At 36.2% G+C, this 25,386-nt stretch carries 19 protein-coding genes and 4 pseudogenes; 10 read left to right on the plus strand and 13 right to left on the minus strand.

What is annotated here, in order from left to right:
- Positions 1–6 precede the first annotated feature (6 nt).
- A pseudogene (locus HPOKI112_RS08450) lies at positions 7–193 on the minus strand (hypothetical protein).
- 104 nt (positions 194–297) lie between these two features.
- Here HPOKI112_RS08450 and HPOKI112_RS08455 point away from each other — a divergent pair.
- Both HPOKI112_RS08455 and cagS read left to right on the plus strand, forming a co-directional pair.
- Positions 298–485, plus strand: a pseudogene (locus HPOKI112_RS08455) (CCA tRNA nucleotidyltransferase); the annotation flags it as partial.
- Positions 486–892: 407 nt separating this feature from the next.
- Positions 893–1,492 carry a cag pathogenicity island protein CagS gene (cagS, locus tag HPOKI112_RS04240; protein WP_001848730.1) on the plus strand — a complete coding sequence of 200 codons (600 nt, stop codon included), beginning with the start codon at positions 893–895 and terminating at the stop codon, positions 1,490–1,492.
- A gap of 201 nt (positions 1,493–1,693) precedes the next feature.
- On the opposite strand, the gene cagT is transcribed toward cagS, so the two are convergent.
- A complete protein-coding gene (gene cagT, locus HPOKI112_RS04245; RefSeq protein WP_025276038.1) occupies positions 1,694–2,536 on the minus strand; it encodes a type IV secretion system apparatus protein CagT in 843 nt (280 codons plus the stop codon).
- 12 nt (positions 2,537–2,548) lie between these two features.
- Positions 2,549–3,199, minus strand: coding sequence for a cag pathogenicity island translocation protein CagU (gene cagU / locus HPOKI112_RS04250; protein WP_025309831.1), 651 nt, complete (start codon positions 3,197–3,199; stop codon positions 2,549–2,551).
- Between the two features lie 380 nt (positions 3,200–3,579).
- On the opposite strand from cagU, the gene cagV reads away from it, so the two are divergent.
- The 7 genes from cagV to cag5 all read left to right on the plus strand — a co-directional run bounded on the left by cagV (position 3,580) and on the right by cag5 (position 17,126).
- The gene (gene cagV / locus HPOKI112_RS04255; RefSeq protein ID WP_025309832.1) at positions 3,580–4,338 is read left to right on the plus strand and encodes a cag pathogenicity island type IV secretion system protein CagV; all 759 of its coding nucleotides are present in this window, start codon (positions 3,580–3,582) and stop codon (positions 4,336–4,338) included.
- A 4-nt stretch (positions 4,339–4,342) separates the two neighbouring features.
- Entirely contained in the window at positions 4,343–5,950 is a 1,608-nt protein-coding gene (gene cagW / locus HPOKI112_RS04260; RefSeq protein ID WP_025309833.1) for a cag pathogenicity island VirB6 family T4SS protein CagW, read from the plus strand.
- A 52-nt stretch (positions 5,951–6,002) separates the two neighbouring features.
- Complete coding sequence (gene cagX / locus HPOKI112_RS04265; RefSeq protein ID WP_025309834.1) at positions 6,003–7,571, plus strand: type IV secretion system apparatus protein CagX; 1,569 nt, start codon at positions 6,003–6,005, stop codon at positions 7,569–7,571.
- Between the two features lie 14 nt (positions 7,572–7,585).
- The gene (locus tag HPOKI112_RS04270) at positions 7,586–13,138 is read left to right on the plus strand and encodes a CagY family CD-EC repeat-containing protein (protein WP_025309835.1); all 5,553 of its coding nucleotides are present in this window, start codon (positions 7,586–7,588) and stop codon (positions 13,136–13,138) included.
- 136 nt (positions 13,139–13,274) lie between these two features.
- Positions 13,275–13,874 (plus strand): cag pathogenicity island translocation protein CagZ, encoded by a 600-nt coding sequence (gene cagZ, locus HPOKI112_RS04275; protein WP_000418795.1) that lies wholly within the window; start codon positions 13,275–13,277, stop codon positions 13,872–13,874.
- 4 nt (positions 13,875–13,878) lie between these two features.
- Entirely contained in the window at positions 13,879–14,871 is a 993-nt protein-coding gene (gene virB11, locus HPOKI112_RS04280) for a cag pathogenicity island type IV secretion system ATPase VirB11 (protein ID WP_000133885.1), read from the plus strand.
- A gap of 8 nt (positions 14,872–14,879) precedes the next feature.
- Complete coding sequence (gene cag5 / locus HPOKI112_RS04285) at positions 14,880–17,126, plus strand: VirD4 family type IV secretion system ATPase Cag5 (protein ID WP_025276044.1); 2,247 nt, start codon at positions 14,880–14,882, stop codon at positions 17,124–17,126.
- A gap of 137 nt (positions 17,127–17,263) precedes the next feature.
- On the opposite strand, the gene cag4 is transcribed toward cag5, so the two are convergent.
- The 5 genes and pseudogenes from cag4 to HPOKI112_RS04300 form a co-directional block, all read right to left on the minus strand.
- On the minus strand, positions 17,264–17,773 hold the full coding sequence (cag4, locus tag HPOKI112_RS04290; protein WP_000462164.1) for a VirB1 family T4SS lytic transglycosylase Cag4: 510 nt from the start codon (positions 17,771–17,773) through the stop codon (positions 17,264–17,266).
- Positions 17,774–17,782: 9 nt separating this feature from the next.
- A complete protein-coding gene (gene cag3, locus HPOKI112_RS04295) occupies positions 17,783–19,228 on the minus strand; it encodes a type IV secretion system outer membrane cap subunit Cag3 (protein WP_025309836.1) in 1,446 nt (481 codons plus the stop codon).
- Positions 19,221–19,576, minus strand: a pseudogene (locus HPOKI112_RS08610) (cag pathogenicity island protein). The gene cag3 and the pseudogene HPOKI112_RS08610 overlap by 8 nt, the downstream one beginning before the upstream one ends.
- A 2-nt stretch (positions 19,577–19,578) precedes the next feature.
- Positions 19,579–19,668, minus strand: a pseudogene (locus tag HPOKI112_RS08615) (cag pathogenicity island protein); the annotation flags it as partial.
- Between the two features lie 15 nt (positions 19,669–19,683).
- Positions 19,684–20,031, minus strand: coding sequence for a hypothetical protein (locus HPOKI112_RS04300; protein WP_025276047.1), 348 nt, complete (start codon positions 20,029–20,031; stop codon positions 19,684–19,686).
- Positions 20,032–20,203: 172 nt separating this feature from the next.
- On the opposite strand from HPOKI112_RS04300, the gene HPOKI112_RS04305 reads away from it, so the two are divergent.
- Positions 20,204–21,058, plus strand: a complete 855-nt coding sequence (locus HPOKI112_RS04305) for an SEL1-like repeat protein (protein ID WP_025276048.1) — start codon at positions 20,204–20,206, stop codon at positions 21,056–21,058.
- A 78-nt stretch (positions 21,059–21,136) separates the two neighbouring features.
- Here HPOKI112_RS04305 and csd6 read toward each other — a convergent pair whose 3' ends face one another.
- Genes csd6 through rplI form a run of 5 tightly spaced genes read right to left on the minus strand, consistent with a single transcriptional unit; the run spans position 21,137 to position 25,357 of the window.
- Positions 21,137–22,129: a cell shape-determining L,D-carboxypeptidase Csd6 gene (csd6, locus tag HPOKI112_RS04310; RefSeq protein ID WP_025276049.1), complete on the minus strand. Its 993-nt coding sequence runs from the start codon at positions 22,127–22,129 to the stop codon at positions 21,137–21,139.
- Positions 22,126–23,031, minus strand: a complete 906-nt coding sequence (era, locus tag HPOKI112_RS04315) for a GTPase Era (RefSeq protein WP_025276050.1) — start codon at positions 23,029–23,031, stop codon at positions 22,126–22,128. Before era ends, csd6 begins: the two co-directional genes overlap by 4 nt.
- On the minus strand, positions 23,031–24,362 hold the full coding sequence (gene hslU, locus HPOKI112_RS04320; protein ID WP_025276051.1) for an HslU--HslV peptidase ATPase subunit: 1,332 nt from the start codon (positions 24,360–24,362) through the stop codon (positions 23,031–23,033). The genes era and hslU overlap by 1 nt, the downstream gene beginning before the upstream one ends.
- Positions 24,362–24,904: an ATP-dependent protease subunit HslV gene (gene hslV / locus HPOKI112_RS04325; RefSeq protein ID WP_000461054.1), complete on the minus strand. Its 543-nt coding sequence runs from the start codon at positions 24,902–24,904 to the stop codon at positions 24,362–24,364. Before hslV ends, hslU begins: the two co-directional genes overlap by 1 nt.
- Before the next feature lie 3 nt (positions 24,905–24,907).
- Positions 24,908–25,357 carry a 50S ribosomal protein L9 gene (rplI, locus tag HPOKI112_RS04330; RefSeq protein WP_025276052.1) on the minus strand — a complete coding sequence of 150 codons (450 nt, stop codon included), beginning with the start codon at positions 25,355–25,357 and terminating at the stop codon, positions 24,908–24,910.
- Positions 25,358–25,386 lie beyond the last annotated feature (29 nt).

Consider the following 25,386-nt stretch of genomic DNA (forward strand, 5'->3'; position numbering starts at 1 on the left):
TTCCTATTATTTTTGGTTGCACAAGTTCTCGCTTGCTCGGAGTTCTAATGCGTGTTTTAGCAGAGAGCATCCCACAGCAGTATACCTAAAACACTAAGAAAATCCTTTAATCCTAAAATTATCCACGAAATCAAGTGCTATAATAATCACCAACCACAAACAAATCAAACATTTTTTGCCACCAAGCATTCATATTCTTTTTGTTCTTATCTCCCATTATAGCAAATTTCTTAATATTAATTGGAAAACCACCACCATACCAAAAACAAAATTGTCAACACACTGAACGCAGAGTTGTTTTTAAATAACGCTCCTTTAAATTTAAAATCATGGAGTTTAGGATTAAAATTGCTATGGGTTTTTAAAAATAAAGAAAGTTTAGAAAATTTACGATACCCTAAAAAATTTGTATTTTATTTGCTCAAATTAAAGAATGCTACAAAGCCTTTTTAAATATTCGTAACAAGACAGAATTAAAATTTGTGTCAAGACAACTTAAAGCGGATTTTTCTAATCCATTTTAATTAAAAACTTGTTTAACATCGTAATAATGGTAACTTAAGACTCCTTTTTGAAAATGAGTTATCTTGACCCTTTATTTTAGTTGTAACGCATTTTTACGACCGATCTTGCTTTTTTTAAATAATTATAATATTAAAACTTTTTAAATCGGTTTTTAGGGCTATTTGTAAAAGCGTTTTTTGTAAGTTTTGAAAAATAGATATAAGAGTGATTGAAACAATATTTTATGGTTAAAAAATAGTTTTTTGCTCTTTGAATTATGACCGCTCTGAAATTTTCACACAACAGATATTGTATAATTTTAATATAAAACTTTACGATTTGAACAATCTAAAGAGAAACAAAATCCATTGAAGGGATCAAGAACGATATGAGTAATAACATGCGAAAACTCTTCTCAATGATTGCTGACTCAAAAGATAAGAAAGAAAAACTTATTGAGAGTTTGCAGGAGAACGAACTTTTAAACACTGATGAAAAAAAGAAAATCATAGATCAAATAAAAACCATGCATGATTTTTTCAAACAGATGCATACAAACAAGGGAGCGTTAGATAAGGTTCTAAGAAATTACATGAAAGATTATCGCGCTGTTATCAAAAGCATTGGTGTTGATAAGTTTAAAAAGGTTTATCAATTGCTTGAGAGTGAAACTATGGAGCTGTTGCATGCGATTGCAAAGAATCCTAATTTCTTATTCTCTAAATTTGATCGATCAATTCTTGGAATATTTCTGCCTTTCTTCAGTAAGCCTATCATGTTCAAGATGAGTATTAGAGAAATGGACTCGCAAATAGAATTGTATGGCACTAAGCTCCCACTATTGAAATTGTTTGTGATGACAGATGAAGAAGTGAATTTCTACGCTAATCTAAAAACTATTGAACAGTATAACGACTATGTTAGGGATTTGCTGATGAAATTTGATCTTGAAAAATACATGAAAGAAAAAGGAGTGCAAAATGCTTGATGTGGAAAACGAACAAAAAATCTCGGTGTAACTAACAAAATTCAGTTTGAAAAGTATTCGTCTCAGGCAGAGACAGGATTAAAAAATGATGAGTGCTTTAAAAAGATTACCTAATTGATCGCCTTACCCATCAAGTAAGGCTAATGCCCGTTGGCGTTTCTCTCTACCATTAGAAAAATCTACTCTCTCCTTTTCTTTCAATCACTTACCACTGAGCAAACTTCTGATCTGATTGCGTAAGTATTCATTCTCTCTTTCTTCTTGTAACTTCTCCCTAACTTCTTCCTCTTTGGCTTGCATGTTCAAGTTGCCATTCTTAAAAATCTCAGAACTAATCACATTCTGCCTCATTTGATAACCTGCACGATTACTCAATGTTTCTAAAATTTCTCGTTGGTTATTTTTCCTAGTGGTATATTCTTGTTCCTTGTCTTGTAAGAGAGTCTTGTAATACTGATTGATTTTTTCTAGTTGAGCTTTTTCTCTTGCCACTTCATTGATCACTTGTTTGTTGTTTGCTCCACTCACATCATAGCCATGCAAGTTTTTTGTGTTAGCTCCTAGCATTGGCTGACTTCCTTGCAACACATCAAAGGTCTGTGGTTTTTCTTTGCTGTTAGGATTATCATTGTAGTTACTCGCTATCATCACCACACCCTTTTGATTCAAAGTGGGTTGCAAGTAAAAATCAATGTCAGATCTCGCTCCATTAGCTTGGAAGTAATTCTTGTATTGAAGTATCTTATTGGCATCGCCTATGAGCGTAATCTTTTTAGAATGATGAACAAGTTTGAAAGTTAGTACAACTTGTTTATTATCCAACAAATAGTCCTTGTAATTTGGCAACTTCACTTGCACCATGAATGGTGTGTCTTTGAGTTTGTCATTTAAGGGTATCTCACTATACTTCTCTATCAGTTCATTATACACAGGCGTATAAACATGGTTCTTTTGTTTCACCACTTTTTTCGCATAATTACTGCATGCACTTAAAGTTAAGCACAGAATTGCCGCACCGATTAAAACACTTGCTCTCAGTTTCATTGTTGTTTCTCCTTATTGCTCTTGTTTCTTTGAAGTGAAAAGACCATTGATAAAATTTTTTATACCAATAACCTTAATAACTTTATAAATCAAATAGCCCATACCTATAAAACAAATGTTTTTCAAAACAAAGAGCACCTTGTCGTTAGTGCTACCAATTCCTAATATATATAGTTCATAAATAGATCTAATTGTTTCTAATCCAAAAAACAAAACCGCACCTGCACCAAAGGCATAGTAAAAATACTGAAGTTTTAGTTTTGTTTTTAGACTTTCCACCAAATCCACATTTTTGCTAGTTCTTAAAAATACAAAATAGATTGCAAACAAAACAAATATCCCACCCATACATAATCCTAACAGATGCTCTAGTCCCCCTATATATCCTAAGAATGAATGAGCATATGCTTCCATTATTCTTTGTTTGGCTTGTCCTATCTGCATCAGAAGTTCATACCTTTTTTCTTGCGGTAGCTTTCCTATTTCTATTAGGATATTTTTCAACTCTTCTTGATTCTTTAAAGCTTCGTGAAATCTTTGCTCCCCTAAACTCCCTTTGGGATATAATGAGTCTAGCAAATTTAAGAGATCATTGCTCTGTGAGTTGCTAGGTGGTGGGGCGTTTAGCGGATTAGGTCCATGATGCTCTGTTGTATCGTTCATGAAGCTCCTTTCAAGAATTAAATTGAGAACTTATTTTGATATTATACCATTCTCTCTCTGGGTTGCGATTGTCTTATCTCTTTAAATTAGGCGCTTCTAAAATTTCATTACTAAGTTACGACTGCTTACTCATTGCTCTTACTTTTTGAGTTGCATCGTGTTTCATCTTGCTTCTTATTTGAAGCAATTCGCTGCTTACATTGCTTATAAGGAATCTTTGCTCAACACCTTATCCAAAAAGATTCTTATTATAAGGTTTTTTCAAATACATATTTTTACAGAAATTTTGCTATAATTAGAGTTATTTTAAGGAGTTTTTAATGAAAAGTCTCTCAAGTTTTACAACCAACAAACCAATAATTAAACAATAAAGCTGTCGCATGTTAGGGAAAAAAAACGAGGAAGTCTTGATTGATGAAAATTTGGTTGGGGGTGTGATAGCCCTTGATAGATTGGCAAAACTCAATAAGGCCAATAGGACTTTCAAGAGGGCTTTTTATCTCTCTATGGCACTCAATATCGCCGCTGTAACGAGTATTGTGATGATGATGCCTTTGAAGAAAACGGATATATTTGTTTATGGCATTGATCGATACACAGGAGAATTTAAAATTGTCAAACGCTCCGATGCTAGACAAATTGTCAATTCTGAAGCTGTTGTGGATAGTGCAACTTCAAAATTTATTTCATTGCTGTTTGGTTATAGCAAAAATTCTTTGAGGGATCGCAAGGATCAACTAATGCAGTATTGCGATGTGAGTTTCCAAACCCAAGCAATGAGAATGTTCAATGAAAATATCAGACAATTCGTAGATAAAGTCCGAGCAGAAGCTATCATTAGCTCTAACATACAAAGAGAAAAAGTCAAAAATAGTCCCTTAACGAGATTAACATTTTTTATTACCATCAAAATCACACCGGATACAATGGAAAATTATGAATATATTACTAAAAAACAAGTAACTATTTATTATGATTTTGCTAGAGGTAACTCTTCTCAAGAAAATCTTATCATCAATCCTTTTGGCTTCAAAGTGTTTGACATTCAAATCACAGATTTACAAAACGAACAGACGGTAAGCGAAATTTTGAGAAAGATTAAAGAAGTGGAATCAAAAAATAAGGCATTAAAGCAATAAGAGCATGTTTAATATTAAAAGGACTTTTTTAGTAACGATCATAAGTTTTTTTCTCATTGTTCCTAATTGGTTGAAAGCTATTGATTTGCCCATTGTTTCAAATCTCAAAATTTACCAAACAGTTTATTGCATGCTGATACCGAGTTATGTTTTAACCAACAAAAGTTTTGCAGATATTTTGACAGGCTATACATCTATTGGTGCATCAGGGAGTGGAAAGAGTTCAGGGCAGGGTGTGATCGAAGCACTTACCACACCATTAGCCACAAGTTTAGCCGCTAGCAATCTGGTGAAATATTTGAATACTTTAGGTCCTTTATGGGGATCGGCGTGGGCAAGTGTTGCTACAGCTATACAAGGTTTTGCTCTAACGCCATCAAGTGGCTGCAATTTTGGTTGGAACGCATTGATAAATAAAAACATAGATGTATCCATGGATAGCGTGCTAGACAATTTGAGCAACAAGATTCAGAATTTTACCAAAGGCGGTGTTGAGGACAATGTGAAAGGCAATATTCTTTTGCAAATAATTGGCTCAATAACCGCTCAAGCTTCTACGAATATTACAGCTGATGGTTTAATTTGGCTGATTGGTAAAGAATTCACTGCAAATAAACTGCAAAACAACACCACAGCCATGCTCGCTTTTGCCGCACTAGAATCTGTTGTCAAAGGAGCGGACGCTGCTGTTCTTCCTGCATATGGTGTAGTCAATCTGCCTGATATTATCATAGGGCAAGGGTCATATCTTGATTTTGTTTCTTACCTGATTTATATTGTTTTTGGGATTTTTGTTTTTATTTCTTTTATGAAATTGAGGGATATTTCAAACGGCATTCAGCTTAACATAGGTTTTGAATACATGCGATTTGTTGGGGGGACATTATTCAAAATGGCGATGGTCTCTTTTATCGCCTATGCAGGTTTTGGTTATCTTTATAAAATCTCTTATTCTATTTATTTTGGTTTAGCAGGCACTTTTGGGCTGAATCAAGTTCTTTTTTGGGCTTTAGATTTAGTGCTGAATTACACTGTTAATTCAATTTTACCTGCGGTAAGAGCTGTTTTTTCTAATGTTGGCAACAACGCTCCCAGTTTGTTACAAGGCTTGCAAGTGGCAGGTATTTCTTTATTCGCTATTTTTATGCAAGTAACTATCATTATGAGAATAAGCACTGTGGTTGTGAAACCTTTGATAGCGGGGGCTTTTAGCGGTATTGTGTTCCCTATTGCGGTATGTTTGATCGTGCTAGATTGGTTCAAAGATTCTATGAAAAACATATTGATATGGTTTGTTAATAATTTGTTTATCCTGGTTCTAGCTATTCCTATTTTGCTCTTTGGTGTTTTGGCATTATTGGCATTCAATTTGACCATAACGCCCTCTGTTGCTATACAAAACATCAATCAAGGGGGACTAGGTATCGATTCAACTATTGCGAGTTTGATCACTCTATTTATTTTAAAAGGTTTCATAGAGACAATTATTGAGAGTGTCAATGCGATCGTTAATACCATTTTCAGCTCTGTTTCTATGGATGGTAGCAGAATGGATAGAGAAAGAGATGCCTTAATGGTGGGAAGAGTTGGTGGATCTATGTTTAAAGGATAAGCCACTTTATTCTTGTGCTACAATTACAAATATTTTTTAAGAGGAATTGTTGATGGAGCAGGCATTTTTTAAAAAAATTGTTGGCTGTTTCTGTCTTAGTTATTTATTTTTATCTAGCGTAATAGAAGCAGCAGCACCTGACATTAAAAATTTTAATCGTGGTAGGGTGAAAGTGGTGAATAAGAAGATTGCTTATTTGGGAGATGAAAAACCTATTACGATTTGGACTTCATTAGACAATGTTACTGTGATCCAACTTGAAAAAGATGAAACTATTTCTTACATCACAACAGGTTTCAATAAAGGTTGGAGTATTGTGCCTAATTCTAATCATATATTCATTCAACCTAAATCGGTAAAAAGTAATCTCATGTTTGAAAAAGAAGCAGTGAATTTTGCCCTAATGACAAGAGATTACCAAGAATTTTTAAAAACAAAAAAACTTATCGTAGATGCGCCTGACCCTAAAGAATTAGAAGAACAAAAAAAAGCTCTAGAAAAAGAAAAAGAAGCTAAAGAACAGGCGCAAAAAGCGCAAAAAGATAAAAGAGAAAAAAGAAAGGAAGAACGCGCGAAAAATAGAGCCAATTTAGAAAATCTCACTAACGCTATGAGTAACCCACAAAATTTGAGCAATAACAAAAATCTTAGCGAATTTATCAAGCAACAACGAGAAAATGAATTAGACCAAATGGAACGACTAGAGGACATGCAAGAACAGGCTCAAGCTAATGCGCTCAAACAAATTGAAGAACTCAACAAGAAACAAGCTGAAGAGACAATCAAGCAAAGAGCCAAAGATAAAATCAGTATTAAGACAGATAAGCCTCAAAAAAGCCCTGAGGATAACTCCATAGAATTATCTCCTAGCGATAGTGCTTGGAGAACTAATCTTGTTGTGCGGACTAATAAAGCCTTGTATCAATTCATTTTGAGAATAGCTCAAAAAGACAATTTTGCTTCGGCGTATCTAACAGTCAAACTAGAATACCCACAAAGACACGAAGTTTCTAGCGTTATTGAAGAGGAGCTAAAAAAGAGAGAAGAAGCAAAGAGGCAGAAAGAATTGATCAAGCAAGAAAATCTTAATACCACAGCCTACATCAATAGAGTAATGATGGCGAGCAATGAACAGATTATCAACAAAGAAAAAATAAGAGAAGAAAAACAAAAAATTATCTTAGATCAAGCAAAGGCGCTAGAGACTCAATATGTGCATAATGCATTAAAAAGAAACCCTGTGCCTAGAAACTACAATTACTACCAAGCGCCTGAAAAACGCTCTAAACATATTATGCCCTCTGAAATTTTTGATGATGGCACATTCACTTATTTTGGTTTCAAAAACATCACTCTCCAACCTGCTATTTTTGTGGTTCAACCTGATGGGAAATTAAGCATGACTGATGCTGCCATTGATCCTAACATGACCAATTCAGGATTGAGATGGTATAGAGTTAATGAAATTGCAGAAAAATTTAAGCTCATTAAAGACAAAGCCCTTGTAACAGTGATAAATAAAGGCTATGGGAAAAATCCATTGACAAAAAATTACAATATCAAAAACTATGGTGAATTGGAGCGTGTGATTAAAAAGCTCCCTCTTGTCAGAGATAAATAAAAAGGCGTTAAGGCATGAATGAAGAAAACGATAAACTTGAAACTTCTAAAAAAACCCAACAAGATTCACCCCAAGATTTATCCAATGAAGAAGCGACAGAAGTCAATCGCTTTGAAGATTCTTCAAAAGAATCCGAAGAAAATTCAGATCATTATCTTGACAACCCCACAGAAACTAAAACCAATTTTGATGAATACGAGTTAGAAGAAACCCAAACTCAAATGGATTCTGGAGGTAATGAAACTTCAGAATCTAGCAATGGCAGTCTGGCAGACAAGTTATTCAAAAAAGCCAGAAAATTAGTTGATAATAAAAGACCTTTCACTCAGCAAAAGAATTTAGATGAAGAAACCCAAGAACTGAACGAAGAAGACGATCAAGAAAATAATGGGTATCAAGAAGAAACTCAAATAGACTTAATTGATGATGAAACTTCTCAAAAAACCCAACAACATTCACCCCAAGATTTATCCAATGAAGAAGCGACAGAAGTCAATCGCTTTGAAGATTCTTCAAAAGAATCCGAAGAAAATTCAGATCATTATCTTGACAACCCCACAGAAACTAAAACCAATTTTGATGAATACGAGTCAGAAGAAACCCAAACTCAAATGGATTCTGGAGGTAATGAAACTTCAGAATCTAGCAATGGCAGTCTGGCAGACAAGTTATTCAAAAAAGCCAGAAAATTAGTTGATAATAAAAGACCTTTCACTCAGCAAAAGAATTTAGATGAAGAAACCCAAGAACTGAACGAAGAAGACGATCAAGAAAATAATGGGTATCAAGAAGAAACTCAAATAGACTTAATTGATGATGAAACTTCTCAAAAAACCCAACAACATTCACCCCAAGATTTATCCAATGAAGAAGCGACAGAAGTCAATCGCTTTGAAGATTCTTCAAAAGAATCCGAAGAAAGATCAGATCATTATCTTGACAACCCCACAGAAACTAAAACCAATTTTGATGAAGACAAGTCAGAAGAAATAACTAACGATTCTAACGATCAAGAGATTATCAAAGGAAGCAAAAAGAAATACATTATTGGTGGCATTGTAGTCGCTGTTCTTATCTTGATTATTTTATTTTCTAGAAGCATTTTTCATTACTTCATACCTTTGGAAGATAAAAGCTCTCGTTTTAGCAAAGATAGGAATCTTTATGTCAATGATGAAATCCAAATAAGGCAAGAGTATAACCGATTGCTGAAAGAACGGAATGAAAAAGGCAATATGATCGATAAGAATCTTTTCTTCAATGACGATCCCAATAGAACCTTATACAACTATTTGAATATTGCAGAAATTGAGGACAAAAACCCATTGAGAGCCTTTTATGAATGTATTAGTAATGGTGGCAACTATGAAGAATGTTTGAAGCTTATCAAAGACAAAAAACTTCAAGATCAAATGAAAAAGACTTTAGAGGCTTATAATGACTGCATCAAAAATGCCAAAACTGAAGAAGAAAGGATCAAGTGTTTAGATTTAATCAAAGATGAAAACCTAAAAAAAAGCTTACTGAACCAACAAAAAGTTCAAGTAGCGCTAGATTGTTTGAAAAACGCTAAAACCGATGAAGAACGAAACGAGTGCCTAAAACTCATAAATGACCCTGAGATTAGAGAGAAATTCCGTAAGGAATTAGGGCTTCAAAAAGAGATTCAAGAGTATAAGGATTGTATCAAAAACGCCAAAACAGAAGCTGAGAAAAACGAATGCTTGAAAGGCTTGTCTAAAGAAGCTATAGAAAGATTGAAACAGCAAGCGCTAGATTGTTTGAAAAACGCTAAAACCGATGAAGAACGAAACGAGTGCTTGAAAAATATTCCCCAAGACTTGCAAAAAGAACTACTAGCTGATATGAGCGTCAAGGCTTACAAGGATTGCGTATCAAAAGCTAGGAATGAAAAAGAGAAAAAAGAATGCGAGAAACTACTCACCCCTGAAGCGAAAAAAAAGTTAGAACAACAGGTTCTAGATTGTTTGAAAAACGCTAAAACTGATGAAGAACGAAAAAAGTGTTTGAAAGATCTCCCTAAAGACTTACAAAGCGATATTTTAGCTAAAGAGAGTCTTAAAGCTTATAAAGACTGCGTATCTCAAGCCAAAACTGAAGCTGAGAAAAAAGAATGCGAGAAATTACTCACCCCTGAAGCGAAAAAACTTTTAGAAGAAGAAGCTAAAAAAAGCGTTAAAGCTTACTTGGATTGCGTATCTCAAGCCAAAACTGAAGCTGAGAAAAAAGAATGCGAGAAACTACTCACCCCTGAAGCGAAAAAAAAGTTAGAAGAAGCTAAAAAGAGCCTGAAAGCTTATAAAGACTGCCTCTCTCAAGCCAAAACTGAAGCTGAGAAAAAAGAATGCGAGAAACTACTCACCCCTGAAGCGAAAAAACTTTTAGAACAACAAGTGCTAGATTGTTTGAAAAGTGCTAAAACTGATGAAGAACGAAAAAAGTGTTTGAAAGATCTCCCTAAAGACTTGCAGAAAAAGGTTTTAGCCAAAGAGAGCGTTAAGGCTTACTTGGATTGCGTATCTCAAGCCAAAACTGAAGCTGAGAAAAAAGAATGCGAGAAACTACTCACCCCTGAAGCGAGGAAACTCTTAGAAGAGGCTAAAGAGAGCGTTAAAGCTTATAAAGACTGCGTATCAAGAGCTAGGAATGAAAAAGAGAAAAAAGAATGCGAGAAATTGCTCACGCCTGAAGCGAAAAAACTTTTAGAGCAACAAGCGCTAGATTGTTTGAAAAACGCTAAAACCGAAGCTGATAAAAAAAGGTGTGTCAAAGATCTCCCTAAAGACTTGCAGAAAAAGGTTTTAGCTAAAGAGAGCCTGAAAGCTTATAAAGACTGCGTATCTCAAGCCAAAACTGAAGCTGAGAAAAAAGAATGCGAAAAATTACTCACCCCTGAAGCAAAAAAACTTTTAGAAGAAGCTAAAGAGAGCCTGAAAGCTTATAAAGACTGCGTATCAAGAGCTAGGAATGAAAAAGAGAAAAAAGAATGCGAGAAATTGCTCACGCCTGAAGCGAAAAAACTTTTAGAAGAAGCTAAAGAGAGCGTTAAGGCTTATAAAGACTGCGTATCAAGAGCTAGGAATGAAAAAGAGAAAAAAGAATGCGAGAAATTGCTCACCCCTGAAGCGAAAAAACTTTTAGAGCAACAAGCGCTAGATTGTTTGAAAAACGCTAAAACCGAAGCTGATAAAAAAAGGTGTGTCAAAGATCTCCCTAAAGACTTGCAGAAAAAGGTTTTAGCCAAAGAGAGCGTTAAGGCTTATTTGGACTGCGTTTCAAGAGCTAGGAATGAAAAAGAGAAACAAGAATGCGAGAAATTGCTCACGCCTGAAGCGAAAAAACTCTTAGAAGAAGCCAAAGAGAGTCTGAAAGCTTATAAAGACTGCCTCTCTCAAGCTAGAAATGAAGAAGAAAGGAGAGTTTGCGAGAAATTACTCACCCCTGAAGCAAAAAAACTCTTAGAGCAAGAAGTTAAGAAGAGCGTTAAAGCTTATTTAGACTGCGTTTCAAGAGCTAGGAATGAAAAAGAGAAACAAGAATGCGAGAAATTGCTCACGCCTGAAGCGAGGAAATTTTTAGCGAAGCAAGTGCTAAGCTGTTTGGAAAAAGCTAGGAATGAAGAAGAAAGAAAAGCATGTCTTAAGAATCTCCCTAAAGACTTACAAGAAAATGTTTTAGCCAAAGAGAGTCTGAAAGCTTATAAAGACTGCCTCTCTCAAGCTAGAAATGAAGAAGAAAGGAGAGCTTGCGAGAAATTGCTCACCCCTGAAGCGAAAAAACTCTTAGAGCAAGAAGTTAAGAAGAGCGTTAAGGCTTATTTGGACTGCGTTTCAAGAGCTAGGAATGAAAAAGAGAAACAGGAATGCGAAAAATTACTCACCCCTGAAGCGAGGAAATTTTTAGCAAAAGAACTCCAACAAAAAGATAAAGCGATCAAAGATTGCTTGAAAAACGCCGATCCTAACGACAGAGCGGCTATTATGAAGTGTTTGGATGGTTTGAGCGATGAAGAGAAGCTCAAATATCTGCAAGAAGCTAGAGAAAAAGCCGTCTTGGATTGTTTGAAAACGGCTAGGACTGATGAAGAAAAAAGGAAATGCCAAAACCTTTATAGCGATTTGATCCAAGAAATCCAAAATAAAAGGACACAAAATAAACAAAATCAATTGAGTAAAACAGAAAGATTGCATCAAGCAAGCGAGTGCTTGGATAACTTAGATGACCCTACTGATGAGCAAGCCATAGAGCAATGTTTAGAGGGCTTGAGCGATAGTGAAAGGGCGCTAATTCTAGGAATTAAACGACAAGCTGATGAAGTGGATCTGATTTATAGCGATCTAAGAAACCGCAAAACCTTTGATAACATGGCGGCTAAAGGTTATCCGTTATTGCCAATGGATTTCAAAAATGGCGGCGATATTGCCACTATTAACGCTACTAATGTTGATGCGGACAAAATAGCTAGCGATAATCCTATTTATGCTTCCATAGAGCCTGATATTACCAAGCAATACGAAACAGAAAAAACCATTAAGGATAAGAATTTAGAAGCTAAATTGGCTAAGGCTTTAGGTGGCAATAAAAAAGATGACGATAAAGAAAAAAGTAAAAAATCCACAGCAGAAGCTAAAGCAGAAAGCAATAAGATAGACAAAGATGTCGCAGAAACTGCTAAGAATATCAGTGAAATCGCTCTTAAGAACAAAAAAGAAAAGAGTGGGGAATTTGTAGATGAAAATGGTAATCCCATTGATGACAAAAAGAAAGCAGAAAAACAAGATGAAACAAGCCCTGTCAAACAAGCCTTTATAGGCAAGAGTGATCCCACATTTGTTTTAGCGCAATACACCCCCATTGAAATCACTCTGACTTCTAAAGTAGATGCCACTCTCACAGGTATAGTGAGTGGGGTTGTAGCCAAAGATGTATGGAACATGAACGGCACTATGATCTTACTAGACAAAGGCACTAAGGTGTATGGGAATTATCAAAGCGTGAAAGGTGGCACACCCATTATGACACGCTTAATGATAGTCTTTACTAAAGCCATTACGCCTGATGGTGTGATAATACCTCTAGCAAACGCTCAAGCAGCAGGCATGTTGGGTGAAGCAGGGGTAGATGGCTATGTGAATAATCACTTTATGAAGCGCATAGGCTTTGCTGTGATAGCAAGCGTGGTTAATAGCTTCTTACAAACTGCGCCTATCATAGCTCTAGATAAACTCATAGGCCTTGGCAAAGGCAGAAGTGAAAGGACACCTGAATTTAATTACGCTTTGGGTCAAGCTATCAATGGTAGTATGCAAAGTTCAGCTCAAATGTCTAATCAAATTCTAGGGCAACTGATGAATATCCCCCCAAGTTTTTACAAAAACGAGGGCGATAGTATCAAGATTCTCACAATGGACGATATTGATTTTAGTGGCGTGTATGATGTTAAAATTACCAACAAATCTGTGGTAGATGAAATCATCAAACAAAGCACTAAAACTTTGTCTAGAGAACATGAAGAAATCACCACAAGCCCCAAAGGTGGCAATTAATTCAAGAGAAAGGATAAAATATATTTATGTTATTAAACTCGGTTCTTTACAAAATAAAAAACAAAACCAACAACAGGCTCTTCTAGAGGATGTAGTGGCGGAAAAAACCAAGCAAAAACAATGAAAGGAAACAGCAATGGAACTCGGTTTCAATGAAGCAGAAAGGCAAAAGATCTTAGATAGCAACAGATCTCTTATGGGAAATGCAAATGAAGTAAGGGATAAGTTTATTCAAAATTACGCCTCTTCTTTAAAAGATAGCAACGATCCGCAAGATTTTTTGAGAAGAGTTCAAGAGTTAAGAATCAATATGCAAAAGAATTTTATTAGTTTTGATGCTTATTACAACTATTTGAACAACCTTGTGTTAGCCAGTTACAATCGTTGCAAACAAGAAAAGACTTTTGCAGAAAGCACGATCAAAAATGAACTAACGCTTGGGGAGTTTGTTGCAGAAATTTCTGACAACTTCAATAATTTTATGTGTGATGAAGTGGCAAGAATTTCAGACCTAGTGGCTTCTTATCTGCCAAGAGAGTATTTACCGCCATTCATAGATGGCAATATGATGGGCGTGGCGTTTCAGATTCTAGGGATAGATGATTTTGGGAGAAAGCTCAATGAGATTGTCCAAGATATAGGGACTAAATATATTATTTTGAGCAAAAATAAGACTTATCTCACTTCTTTAGAAAGAGCTAAATTGATAACCCAATTAAAATTAAATTTGGAATAAGAACATGACTGAAGACAGATTGAGTGCAGAAGATAAAAAATTTCTAGAAGTAGAAAGAGCTTTAAAAGAAGCGGCATTAAATCCTTTAAGGCATGCTACTGAAGAACTTTTTGGTGATTTTTTAAAAATGGAAAATATCACTGAGATTTGTTACAATGGGAACAAGGTTGTGTGGGTTTTAAAAAATAATGGCGAATGGCAACCATTTGATGTGAGAGATAGGAAAGCCTTTAGTCTGTCTCGTTTAATGCATTTTGCTCGGTGTTGTGCAAGTTTTAAGAAAAAAACAATAGACAACTATGAAAATCCTATTTTGAGCAGCAATTTAGCGAATGGTGAAAGGGTGCAGATTGTCCTTTCCCCTGTTACAGTTAATGATGAAACCATTTCCATATCCATAAGGATACCCAGCAAAACAACCTATCCTCATAGCTTCTTTGAAGAGCAGGGTTTTTATAATCTACTAGATAACAAAGAACAAGCGATCAGTGCGATTAAAGATGGTATTGCTATTGGTAAGAATGTGATTGTTTGTGGTGGCACAGGAAGCGGTAAAACGACTTATATCAAAAGCATCATGGAGTTTATCCCCAAAGAAGAAAGGATCATATCCATTGAAGACACCGAAGAGATTGTATTCAAACACCACAAGAACTACACACAGCTTTTTTTTGGGGGGAATATCACCTCTGCTGATTGCTTAAAGTCATGTTTGAGAATGCGGCCTGATAGAATCATTTTAGGAGAACTCAGAAGCAGTGAGGCATACGATTTTTATAATGTGCTTTGTAGCGGTCATAAAGGCACGCTAACCACTCTACATGCAGGGAGCAGTGAAGAGGCGTTTATCCGTTTAGCCAACATGAGTTCATCTAATAGTGCAGCAAGGAATATCAAGTTTGAAAGTCTTATTGAGGGCTTTAAAGATTTAATTGATATGATTGTCCATATCAACCACCACAAACAGTGTGATGAATTTTATATCAAACATAGGTAGCAGGCACAATGGAAGACTTTTTGTATAACACCTTATATTTCATAGAGGATTATAAGTTGGTTGTTATTTTTAGTTTCATAGGGTTAATAGCGTTATTTTTTCTCTACAAATTCACAAAAGCTCAAAAAAAGGCTTTTAAAGATAAAGCTAACCAACCTCAAAAGAAAAAAAGCTTTAAAGAAATCATTATAGATGGGCTGAAAGAAAGGGTTAAAACCTTTGGCTTTTGGTTACAAGCTATACTATTACTATCCTATTCTTTTATCACATCAGGGTTATTTTTCTTGATTCTCTTAGGTAATTTTTATGATGAAAATAGATTGCCTGAGAGCGATGATGATCTTTTTGATATATGGATCTATGCGATACAAGATTTTCCTGCATACTATTTTAAAGCACTTTGTTTTAGTTCACTCAAAATTTATGGGTTCAATATATCCTTAGTCGTATATAGTTCTATTTTATGCTCTTATATCTTCATTACCTTTTTTGTGTGGTTCTTAAAATACTTAACTCGGACTAGAGACATAGGAGCGAATAAAAAAGTTGATGATCTCTTTGGTAGCGCGAGTTGGGAAACTGAAGAGAAAATGATCAAAGCTAAACTTATCACACCCAATAATAAAAAACGCGCCTTTGACAAACGAGAGGTTATTGTAGGCAGGCGTGGTTTAGGGGATTTTATCGCTTACGCAGGACAGGCGTTCATTGGCTTGATTGCTCCTACTAGAAGCGGTAAAGGTGTGGGTTTCATCATGCCCAATATGATCAATTATCCTCAAAATATCGTTGTGTTTGACCCTAAGGCGGACACTATGGAAACTTGCGGAAAAATCAGAGAAAAACGCTTCAACCAAAAAGTGTTCATCTATGAACCTTTCTCCTTAAAAACACACCGATTTAATCCTTTCGCTTATGTGGATTTTGGTAATGATGTGGTTTTAACTGAAGACATACTCTCTCAAATTGACACACGCCTAAAAGGTCATGGCATGGTGGCTAGTGGGGGGGATTTTTCCACTCAAATCTTTGGATTGGCAAAGCTCGTGTTCCCTGAAAGACCTAATGAAAAAGATCCTTTTTTTAGCAATCAAGCGCGAAACCTTTTTGTCATCAATTGCAATATTTATAGGGATCTCATGTGGACTAAAAAGGGGCTTGAGTTTGTCAAAAGAAAAAAAATCATCATGCCTGAAACCCCCACGATGTTTTTCATAGGTTCTATGGCAAGCGGTATCAACTTGATTGATGAAGACACAAACATGGAAAAAGTCGTGTCTCTGATGGAATTTTTTGGAGGTGAAGAAGATAAGAGTGGCGATAATATAAGAGTGCTTAGTCCTGCCACTAGAAACATGTGGAATAATTTCAAGACAATGGGTGGTGCTAAAGAAACTTACAGCTCTGTTCAAGGGGTCTATACTTCAGCGTTTGCCCCCTACAATAACGCCATGATCAGAAATTTCACGAGCGCTAATGATTTTGATTTCAGGCGTTTAAGGATTGATGAAGTGAGTATTGGCGTGATCGCTAATCCTAAAGAAAGCACTATTGTTGGGCCGATATTAGAGCTGTTTTTCAATGTGATGATTTATAGCAACCTTATTCTGCCAATCCATGATCCACAATGCAAAAGAAGTTGTTTAATGCTCATGGACGAATTCACTTTGTGTGGCTATTTAGAGACCTTTGTTAAAGCGGTAGGAATTATGGCAGAATACAACATGCGCCCCGCTTTTGTGTTTCAAAGTAAGGCGCAACTAGAGAATGACCCCCCACTTGGTTATGGTAGGAATGGCGCTAAAACTATTTTAGACAACCTTTCTTTGAATATGTATTATGGGATTAACAACGATAACTACTATGAACATTTTGAAAAACTTTCTAAGGTGTTAGGGAAATACACAAGGCAAGATGTGAGCCGAAGCATTGATGACAATACAGGTAAGACCAACACTTCTATCAGCAATAAAGAGCGGTTTTTGATGACCCCTGATGAATTGATGACTATGGGCGATGAGCTTATCATTCTAGAGAATACGCTCAAACCCATCAAATGCCACAAGGCGCTTTACTATGATGATCCATTCTTCACCGATGAACTCATCAAGGTGAGTCCAAGCTTGAGCAAGAAATACAAATTGGGGAAAGTGCCTAATCAGGCAACATTCTATGATGATTTGCAAGCCGCTAAAACTAGAGGTGAATTGAGCTATGATAAATCTTTAGTGCCTGTAGGTTCAAGCGAACTGTGATTAAGACAAAATATCTTAACAAAAAGAAGCGAAATATATTTTAGAAAAATTAAAAGATAATGATGTAAATGATATTATTATAAATTCATAAGATCGTAGAAGTGTATCACTAAGATTGTTTGTAAAATTAGTATGCTCTACCCGTTATAGCGCACCTGAGAATAAATGCAACGGAATTTCTTCACATAAGCGCCATTAGGGTTGTGTTTCATTCCCCCATTGTAAGCGCCTACTGCCATTTCTACTATTTGATACACGCTTTTATTAGGGTGTTTTTGTTTGTAATAATCAAAATTTTCTTTCAAAATTCTTTTAGCCAATGAAATCGCAAAATCCACATCATTGAGCAATTTGAACTTGAGAAGCGTTTTAGAATAGGTGGGGTAGAATTTTTTAGCGGTGTTCAAAGTGATGTGAAACATGGAATAGGAAGTGTCTTTTAGGGAAATTTCGCGCTTGTTGTTCAACCCTAAAGAACTTTCCAATAAAGCGATAGAGATGAGCGTTCTGCACACCACTTCATTGTCGCAACCTTTTTGGTGAATATGGATAAGATTCTCATACTGCTTGAAACTAATGGTTACTTTTTGGCATGGATAGGCTAAAGAATTAAGAAGTAAAAAGAGACCAATCCATTTTTCAAACAAAACTTTAACTTACTTTGAATCTTTCAGTAACGCTTTTTGTAACTTTTGCTTGTCGTACTTGAGCTTGTCCTTTAGAGGTGAGAGCAGATTTTGAATGCTCTCATAGCCACACAGCATTCCCTCTTTATAGGGGTCGTTTTTGATTTTGACATAGAGACTGATGCCATTAGCATAACACAAGCCATTAGACTTAATATAGTAGCTCTTAATTTCTTCTTCTAAGCTTCTCAAGTCATTAGGGTTGAGAGGTGTTTTTTTGCTGTAAGAATTTTCACTAATCAAAGTCCCTTGATAGCTTCGTTTGATCGTGGTTTCTTTATCCACTAACAATCCATTATAATTTTCTTTTTCCTTGACAACTCTCATTGTTTCATCAGGATTACTTGTTCTAGGAGAAATAGGCACTTCCACTACTCTAGGTTTCTTAGCATTTTTCTTTTTCAACTCTGCTTCTAAAGCTTTTAGTTTCTTTTGATTTTCTAAGTCTTTGAGCTTGTATTTAGCCAATTCAGCCTCTTGTTTTTCTTTTTCTGCTAAGAGTTTCTTTTCCCTCTCTTCTTCATTGGCTATGAGTTGGGAGTTAGCGATTAGCTCTTCTATGAGCTTCTCTTTGCTGTTTTCAGGAGCGGTTTGAGTGGCATAAGGTGATGGTTGAGCCTCATTGGCGTTATTTGTCTCTTTTAGTCTATACAAGCTATAAGGAGCAATGATATTAGGTTTTTGAGTAGTGCTATCGCTAGTGGGCATAGCTACCATTTCATCTCTTAGGGGCGAACACACTTCATCATTGGGTCTGCAGATCACATCGTTGGCGTAGTTGAAATACGCGCGTTTTTGTTGTTCAAAAAGCTTATCCTCATCAATTGACGCTCCCTTATCAAGCGTATGGGCATTGGGATCGCTTCTTTTTGGCACTCTCAAAAAAGTCGCTTGGGCGTAAGGCAGGTTTTCATTGATTTTTAAGACAAACTTAGCGTTTCGTTTGTTGAGCGCTTTTAGAATGTTGTAATACCCATTGACTTGTTCTAGTGAGCCTGTGATGATGATGAGATCCGCATAGGTTCCCATTGCTCTTGTTTTGATAATGGGGTTTTCTATGGATAGATAGTTGTTGTAATCCAATAGATCCATAGCGTAGAGATAGGTTTTGTCTTTCAAAGCGCTATTACCAAACCAATCCCCAAAGCTTTTGTCATTCACATTCAAGGTGTCGTATATATCAAAAAGTGCTTGAGTTTTTGTGTCATCAACAGAAACATATTGAGGTTTCTTATGATCAGGGATCTGTTGGCGCTGTCTGGCTTCTTTTTTGAGTCGTTTAGCTTCTTTCTTGGTTTCTTTAGTTTCTTTAGTGGCCTTAATGACCTTATCGGCTTCACTTATTTCTTTAGCATAAAGAGTGTTAGAGGTTAGTAAGCCTATGAGCGATATAGCGGTTGCTAGTTTTCTAAACATTAGTTTCCTTTTTTTCAGATTGATATAGAGACAAAATTCCATTGCATTTAAGGTAAGCGATGCAGCTGTAAAAAACTCATTGTTTTTGAAATTCTTTTTTCTTTTCATCAATCCATTGCATTTGGGATATTTAGGATCTTGTGGATCCACGCTAGCAATCCATTTGCACTTAAGATAATTTTTACACCTTAAGAAAAAAGAATTTTCTTTAATATTAGCTTTTACACTAGCCAAGCAGACCATTTTCATTAAGCCATTTATTTCTCGTAAAACGCCCTTACAGTCGCCTTTATTTATGTAATTAGAGCAACCATAAAATGAGACACTATTCAATTCTCTTTGTATCATTTTATAGGCCACTTGTGTGGGCCATGCAGTGAGTAATAAACCACTAGAGCACCTAAATTTTTGAAATTTTCTCTTGTTCTTTCTTTAGTCAAAATCGTTGTTTTGCCTCAATCTTTCGTCTCTTTAGCTTCAGTTGGTTTGTTGGTAACGCTTGTTGCTTGAGATTTTTGGGTTTCGTTATTGACAGTTGTTGCCGCTTTAGGTTGTTTTTTGGACAATTTTTCAACTAATTTCACTAAGTTGATATTAGAAAAAGACAAAAAGATTCCTATTGCGACAAAGATTATCCCAACAATCCCTATAGCACCGCTCAAGACACAACATAAAACCCCTGCTCCAATGAGACCTAATGCATCATAACGCTTATCAGTCAAATTGTTTTTGAAAAAAATCACAAAAGCGTTTGGTTTTTTTGTTTCATGAGTTGCTTCAGTTGTATTGATTGTGTCAGCCATAGCATTACCTCCATAATGGTATATTTTCAATTTGTTACTATGAAACAAATCCATGTTATTATAGCAAAAAATATAAAACCATCTCCATGTTGCCATTATGCTGTTGTTTGTAATTTAAAAAAAGATGATAAAAACAGGCTAAAGAATGGCTCAAATTGTAAAAGGATCTGACATTTTTAAAGATTTTTATCGCACCACCCTCTCTTTTTTAAAGCCTTTATTGCTTTTACTAGTTTTATTGTTGCCGTTTTCACTTTGTATAGCTGATGAATATATTAGCATAAGTGATGATTGGGATGAAAGGGCGCGAAATCAATGGGATGAAATTGCGCGAAATCATAAGACATATTATTTTGAAAATGGTTTAGACCATTTTAATCAAGGCCAATACAAGCAAGCCTTTAAAGATTTTAAATTGGCGCAAGAATACAGCATTGGGCTTGGCAGCGTTTATTTAGCCAAAATGTATTTGGAGGGAAAGGGCGTGAAAGTGGATTACAAAAAAGCGCAACTCTATGCACAAAACGCTATCAAAGGGTATGGGAGCGGATTGTTAGGGGGCGCTCTTATTTTAGGACGCATGCAAGCAGAAGGCTTAGGGATGAAAAAGGATTTGAAACAAGCGCTCAAGACTTACAGGTATGTGGTTCGCATGTTTTCTAATAAAAGCACAAATTATTTTGCTAACAATTTTAGATTACCAAACCTTGCGTTCACTAGTATGCTTATTGGATCGCGATTCATTGATCTTTCAGGTTTGAGCGCGAATCCTATAAAATTTGGAAAGAAATTTGGAATACTTGTTAAGAAATCCACTCAAATCAAAGATAAGACACTTCTTTGGGAAGATATTGCTGAAATTTCAAGCAATATTACTTTACTCAAACAACAAATGGGGGAAATCCTTTACAGAATTGGGATCGCTTATAAAGAAGGGCTTGGCACCAGAAAACAAAAAAGTAGGGCTAAAAAATTCTTGCAAAAATCCGCAGAATTTGGCTATGAAAAAGCCATGGAAGCTCTGTAATTTTTTTAATCAAATTTGTATCAAGCTTGACTGAATGGGTTAAAAATCCGTTTAGACCGCCCTCATTAAAGCAAAACCCTATTTTTCCATTATAATAGACACTTGATTGTTTTCAATCTCTACATAGAGTTCTTTTTGAGAATTAGAGCTATAAGAGAGCTTGTTTTGCTGGTAGGCTTTGTAATCTTGGTCAAACGCCACATAAAATAGGCGTTTGTTCTGGGAATTGGGGTAAGGGATCACATTGATAGAAGAAAAAGCGATATTCTTTTTTTCATTTTTCGCAAACACCCTTTTTTTATACTCTTTAAAAGCGTTGAATTTCATGCCATCATAGCGAGTGAAATTGGGGTTATAAAAACGCATGTAGCGTTCAAAATCGCCCCTAGTCCAGGCTTCTTTCCATTGAAAAAGGGAGCTTAAAATCATGCTCAATTCTTCTTTGGTGCTGGGGAAAAACTTGTCTTCATAGGTGATAAGGAACGCTTTTTTGCCTTTTAATATTTTATCATAAGAGCTTAAAAGAGGGTTTTCAATCGCAATACAGCCCTTGGTGTTCAATTCATTTCGATCGCCATTTAAAGGCATTCCATGCACCCAAATGCCATGCCCGGTGCGTTTTTTCAAGGTGTCATACAAATTAGGGTAATTCGTTACAAAAGCCAAAACGCCATAATATTGATCCAAGCGCTCTAATTTCTGCGTGATACGATACACCCCAATAGGCGTAGCCAAATCGCCCTCTAAAGTCTTATCGCCCTTTTTAGAGCCTACAAGGGCTTTAGAGCTGTTGATTTTTTTAAGCATGTTGTTGTCTATTTCATAAAACTCTAAACTAGGCTTGGATTTATCCGCCACAAATAAAAACTGCTTGTTTTGATAATAGCCAAAATCCGTGTCCTTGTTTTGAAGCTCTTCTGCCCAAAAAGATTTATCCGCCAAATAAGAATCCAGCTTTTGACCCACCACTTCCAAGCCTTGCTTTTGATAAAGACGCATGATTTCTAACAAACGATCACTAGCATTCAAGCCCACAAACCCCATTAATAAAGCCGGTAATACCTTTTTCAATCCCTATTCCTTTGATGGGTATAACCCAGTTTTTGCAAGTTCTTTTCTTCCTTGCTCCATGATTTTTGAGCGATCACTTGCAAGTTTAAAAAAACCTTTTTTTCGCCCACTTCTTGCATTTTCAATCTAGCACTAGTCCCGATGCGTTTGATATTCACCCCGTTTTTGCCTATCACGATTTTTTTTTGGCTTTCTTTTTCTACGATAATATGCGCATACACCTTGTCTATGCGTTCTTCTTCTATAAATTTATCAATCATCACATCGCTTTCATAAGGGATTTCATCGCTCAAAAAATCAAACAAACTCTCCCTAATGATTTCCTTATAAATATCGCGCATTTTTTCATCGCTCATCAAATCCTTTTCAAAAAGCCATGCGCTAGGGCTTAAATGCTTGCTGATGCATTCTAAAAGCGCGTTTAAATTTTGAGATTTTTTCGTGCTCAAAGGCACTAGATCTACAAATTGCGAATCGTATTGTTGATACTCTTGTAATTTTTGCAAAACCTGCTTATGCGTAGCGGTATCAATCTTACTCACAGCCAAGATATGGGGTTTTTGACACAAACTCAAAAACTCTTCATAGCCTTTTAAATCGTCATGCACAGAAGCTAAAAAAACGCACAACTCAGCATCGCCCATCGCTTTTAAAGCCTGTGAGAGCATGCATTGGTTGAGTAATTTTTCTTGATGATGAAGCCCTGGCGTGTCTAAAAAAATGATCTGGCTCTCATAGCCTTCTTTATCTTTGAAAGGCACGATGCATTTCATTAATTTTCTTGTCGCATTAGCCTTATGTGAAACGAGGGCTAAATGAGCGTTTAATAAAGTGTTTAAAAGAGTGCTTTTTCCAGCGTTTGGTTTGCCTATAAGAGCTACAAAGCCCGCCTTAGTTTTCATTATAAAATATACTTCACTAAATTTTCATCAGCCACTAAATCCTCTAGCTTGGATTGGACCAACTCTTTAGTGATAGTAACCTTTTGCCCAGAATAGTCCTCCGCTTCAAAGCTAATGTCTTCTAACACTTTTTCAATGGTGGTGTGCAACCTTCTAGCACCTATATCTTCGCTTTTTTGATTGGCGTTATAAGAAAGTCTGGCTAACTCTTTGATCGCATCGTCTTCAAACGCAATTCCTACGCCTTCCACTTTTAAAAGGGCTTGGTATTGCTTGATGATAGAGTTTTTAGTTTGGGTTAAAATCATATACATGATTTCTTCGGTTAAATTCTCTAACTCCACCCTTAAGGGGAAACGCCCCTGCAATTCAGGGATTAAATCGCTTGGTTTAGAAAGATGAAAAGCCCCGGCTGCAATGAATAAAATATGCTCTGTTTTAATAGAGCCATACTTCGTATTCACCACACTCCCCTCTACAATCGGCAACAAATCCCTTTGAACCCCCTCTTTACTGGGATCTTGACGGCTTCCTTCTTTAGAGCTTACAGCGATCTTATCAATTTCATCAATAAAAATCACCCCTGAACTTTCCGCACGCTTCAAACCCTCCATTTTAATGGCTTCGCTGTCTAAAAGCGTGTCGCTAATTTCCGCTTTTAGGACTTCTTTAGCCTCTTTAACGCTTAAAGTTTTTTTGACTTTATCCTGTTCTTTATGGAAAACCTTAATCAAGTTTTCTTGAACCCTTAAAATTTCAGGCGGCACATTAGAATCAATCTCTATGCTTTTTTTACGCACTTCAATTTCAATTTCTTTACTATCCAACTCGCCTTGCGCGATTCTTTGTTGCATTTTTAAAAGGCTGTTAGCGTATTCTTGTTTTTTTTCTTCGCTCACGCCACTAGGCAAGGGGGGTAGGAGTTTTTTAGCGATTTTTTCTATAACCGCTTCTTCAATCTTGTCTTTTAATTTTTCTTTATGCTCATTTTCCACTAAAAGCACGCTGTTATTGACTAAATCCCTTACCATAGACTCCACATCGCGCCCCACAAAACCCACTTCTGTGTATTTGCTCGCTTCCACTTTCACAAAGGGGAGTTCCATGATTTTTGCTATTCGTCTTGCGATTTCCGTTTTACCCACGCCAGTAGAGCCAATCATTAAAATGTTTTTAGGCGTGATTTCTTCTTGTAAGGATTTTTCCAGTTGCAAACGCCTGTAACGATTCCTAAAAGCGATAGCGATAGACTTTTTAGCTTCCTTTTGCCCAATGATGTATTCATCCAAATAAGCGACAATTTCTCGTGGGGTCATATTCAATTTAGACATTAAAGCTCCAAAATTTTAATATTCGTGTTGGTGTAAATGCAAAGATCCCCTGCGATTTTTAAGGACTCTTCTACAAGTTTTCTAGGCTCTAAATGAGCGAAACTATCTAAAGCCCTAGCCGCACTTAAGGCGTAATTCCCCCCACTCCCAATAGCAGCGATCTTATTGTCTTCAGCCTCTAAAACATCGCCTGTTCCGCTCAAAATGAAAATGTGATCCAAATTTAAAACGATCATCATCGCTTCCAGTCGGCGTAAATACTTATCTTTGCGCCATTCTTTACTGAAATCCACCACGCTTTTAAACAAATCCCCTTTTTTGCTCTCTAAAATGCGCTCAAACATATCAAACAAACTAAAAGCGTCCGCAGTGCTCCCGGCAAACCCGCTTAAAACCTGGTTGTGATACAAGCTTCTGATTTTTGTCGCATTGGCTTTGACTACGCAATTGCCTAAAGTTACCTGCCCATCGCCTCCAATGAGCGCGAACTTCTTACCCCCCATCTCCCCTCTATAGCCTAAAATCGTCGTCGCTTCAAACATTTTCTACTCAGCCACCACATCAATTTTAAACGCGCCCACAACCCCCGATCCAAGCTTGACTTCAATCTCATAAATCCCTGTGCTTTTAATCGGGTGTTTGAGTTCAATGTCTTTTTTATCTAAATTTAAACTCGCATGCTGTTCTTTCAAACGCTCCGTGATCTCTTCTTTAGTGATCGCTCCAAATAAAGAGCCGTTCGCGCCGACTTTTTTGTGGATAGTCAGCGTGATGGTTTGTAAGGTTTCTACCATTTGCAATTTTTGCGCCTTTTCTAGGGCTTCTTTTTCCGCTTTCTTTTTAACTTCAGCTTTGTATTTGTTGATCACTTCGTTAGTGGCGAGTTTGGCTTTTTTGTTAGCGATTAAAAAGTTATTCCCATAGCCATCTTTAACCTCACACACTTCACCCGCTTTGCCTAAATTTTTCACATCTTCTAATAATAGAACTTTCATCATATCCCCTTTAAGTTTTAAGTAATTTG

Origin of the sequence: Helicobacter pylori oki112, assembly GCF_000600085.1 — a bacterium.
Taxonomy (GTDB): domain Bacteria; phylum Campylobacterota; class Campylobacteria; order Campylobacterales; family Helicobacteraceae; genus Helicobacter; species Helicobacter pylori_CY.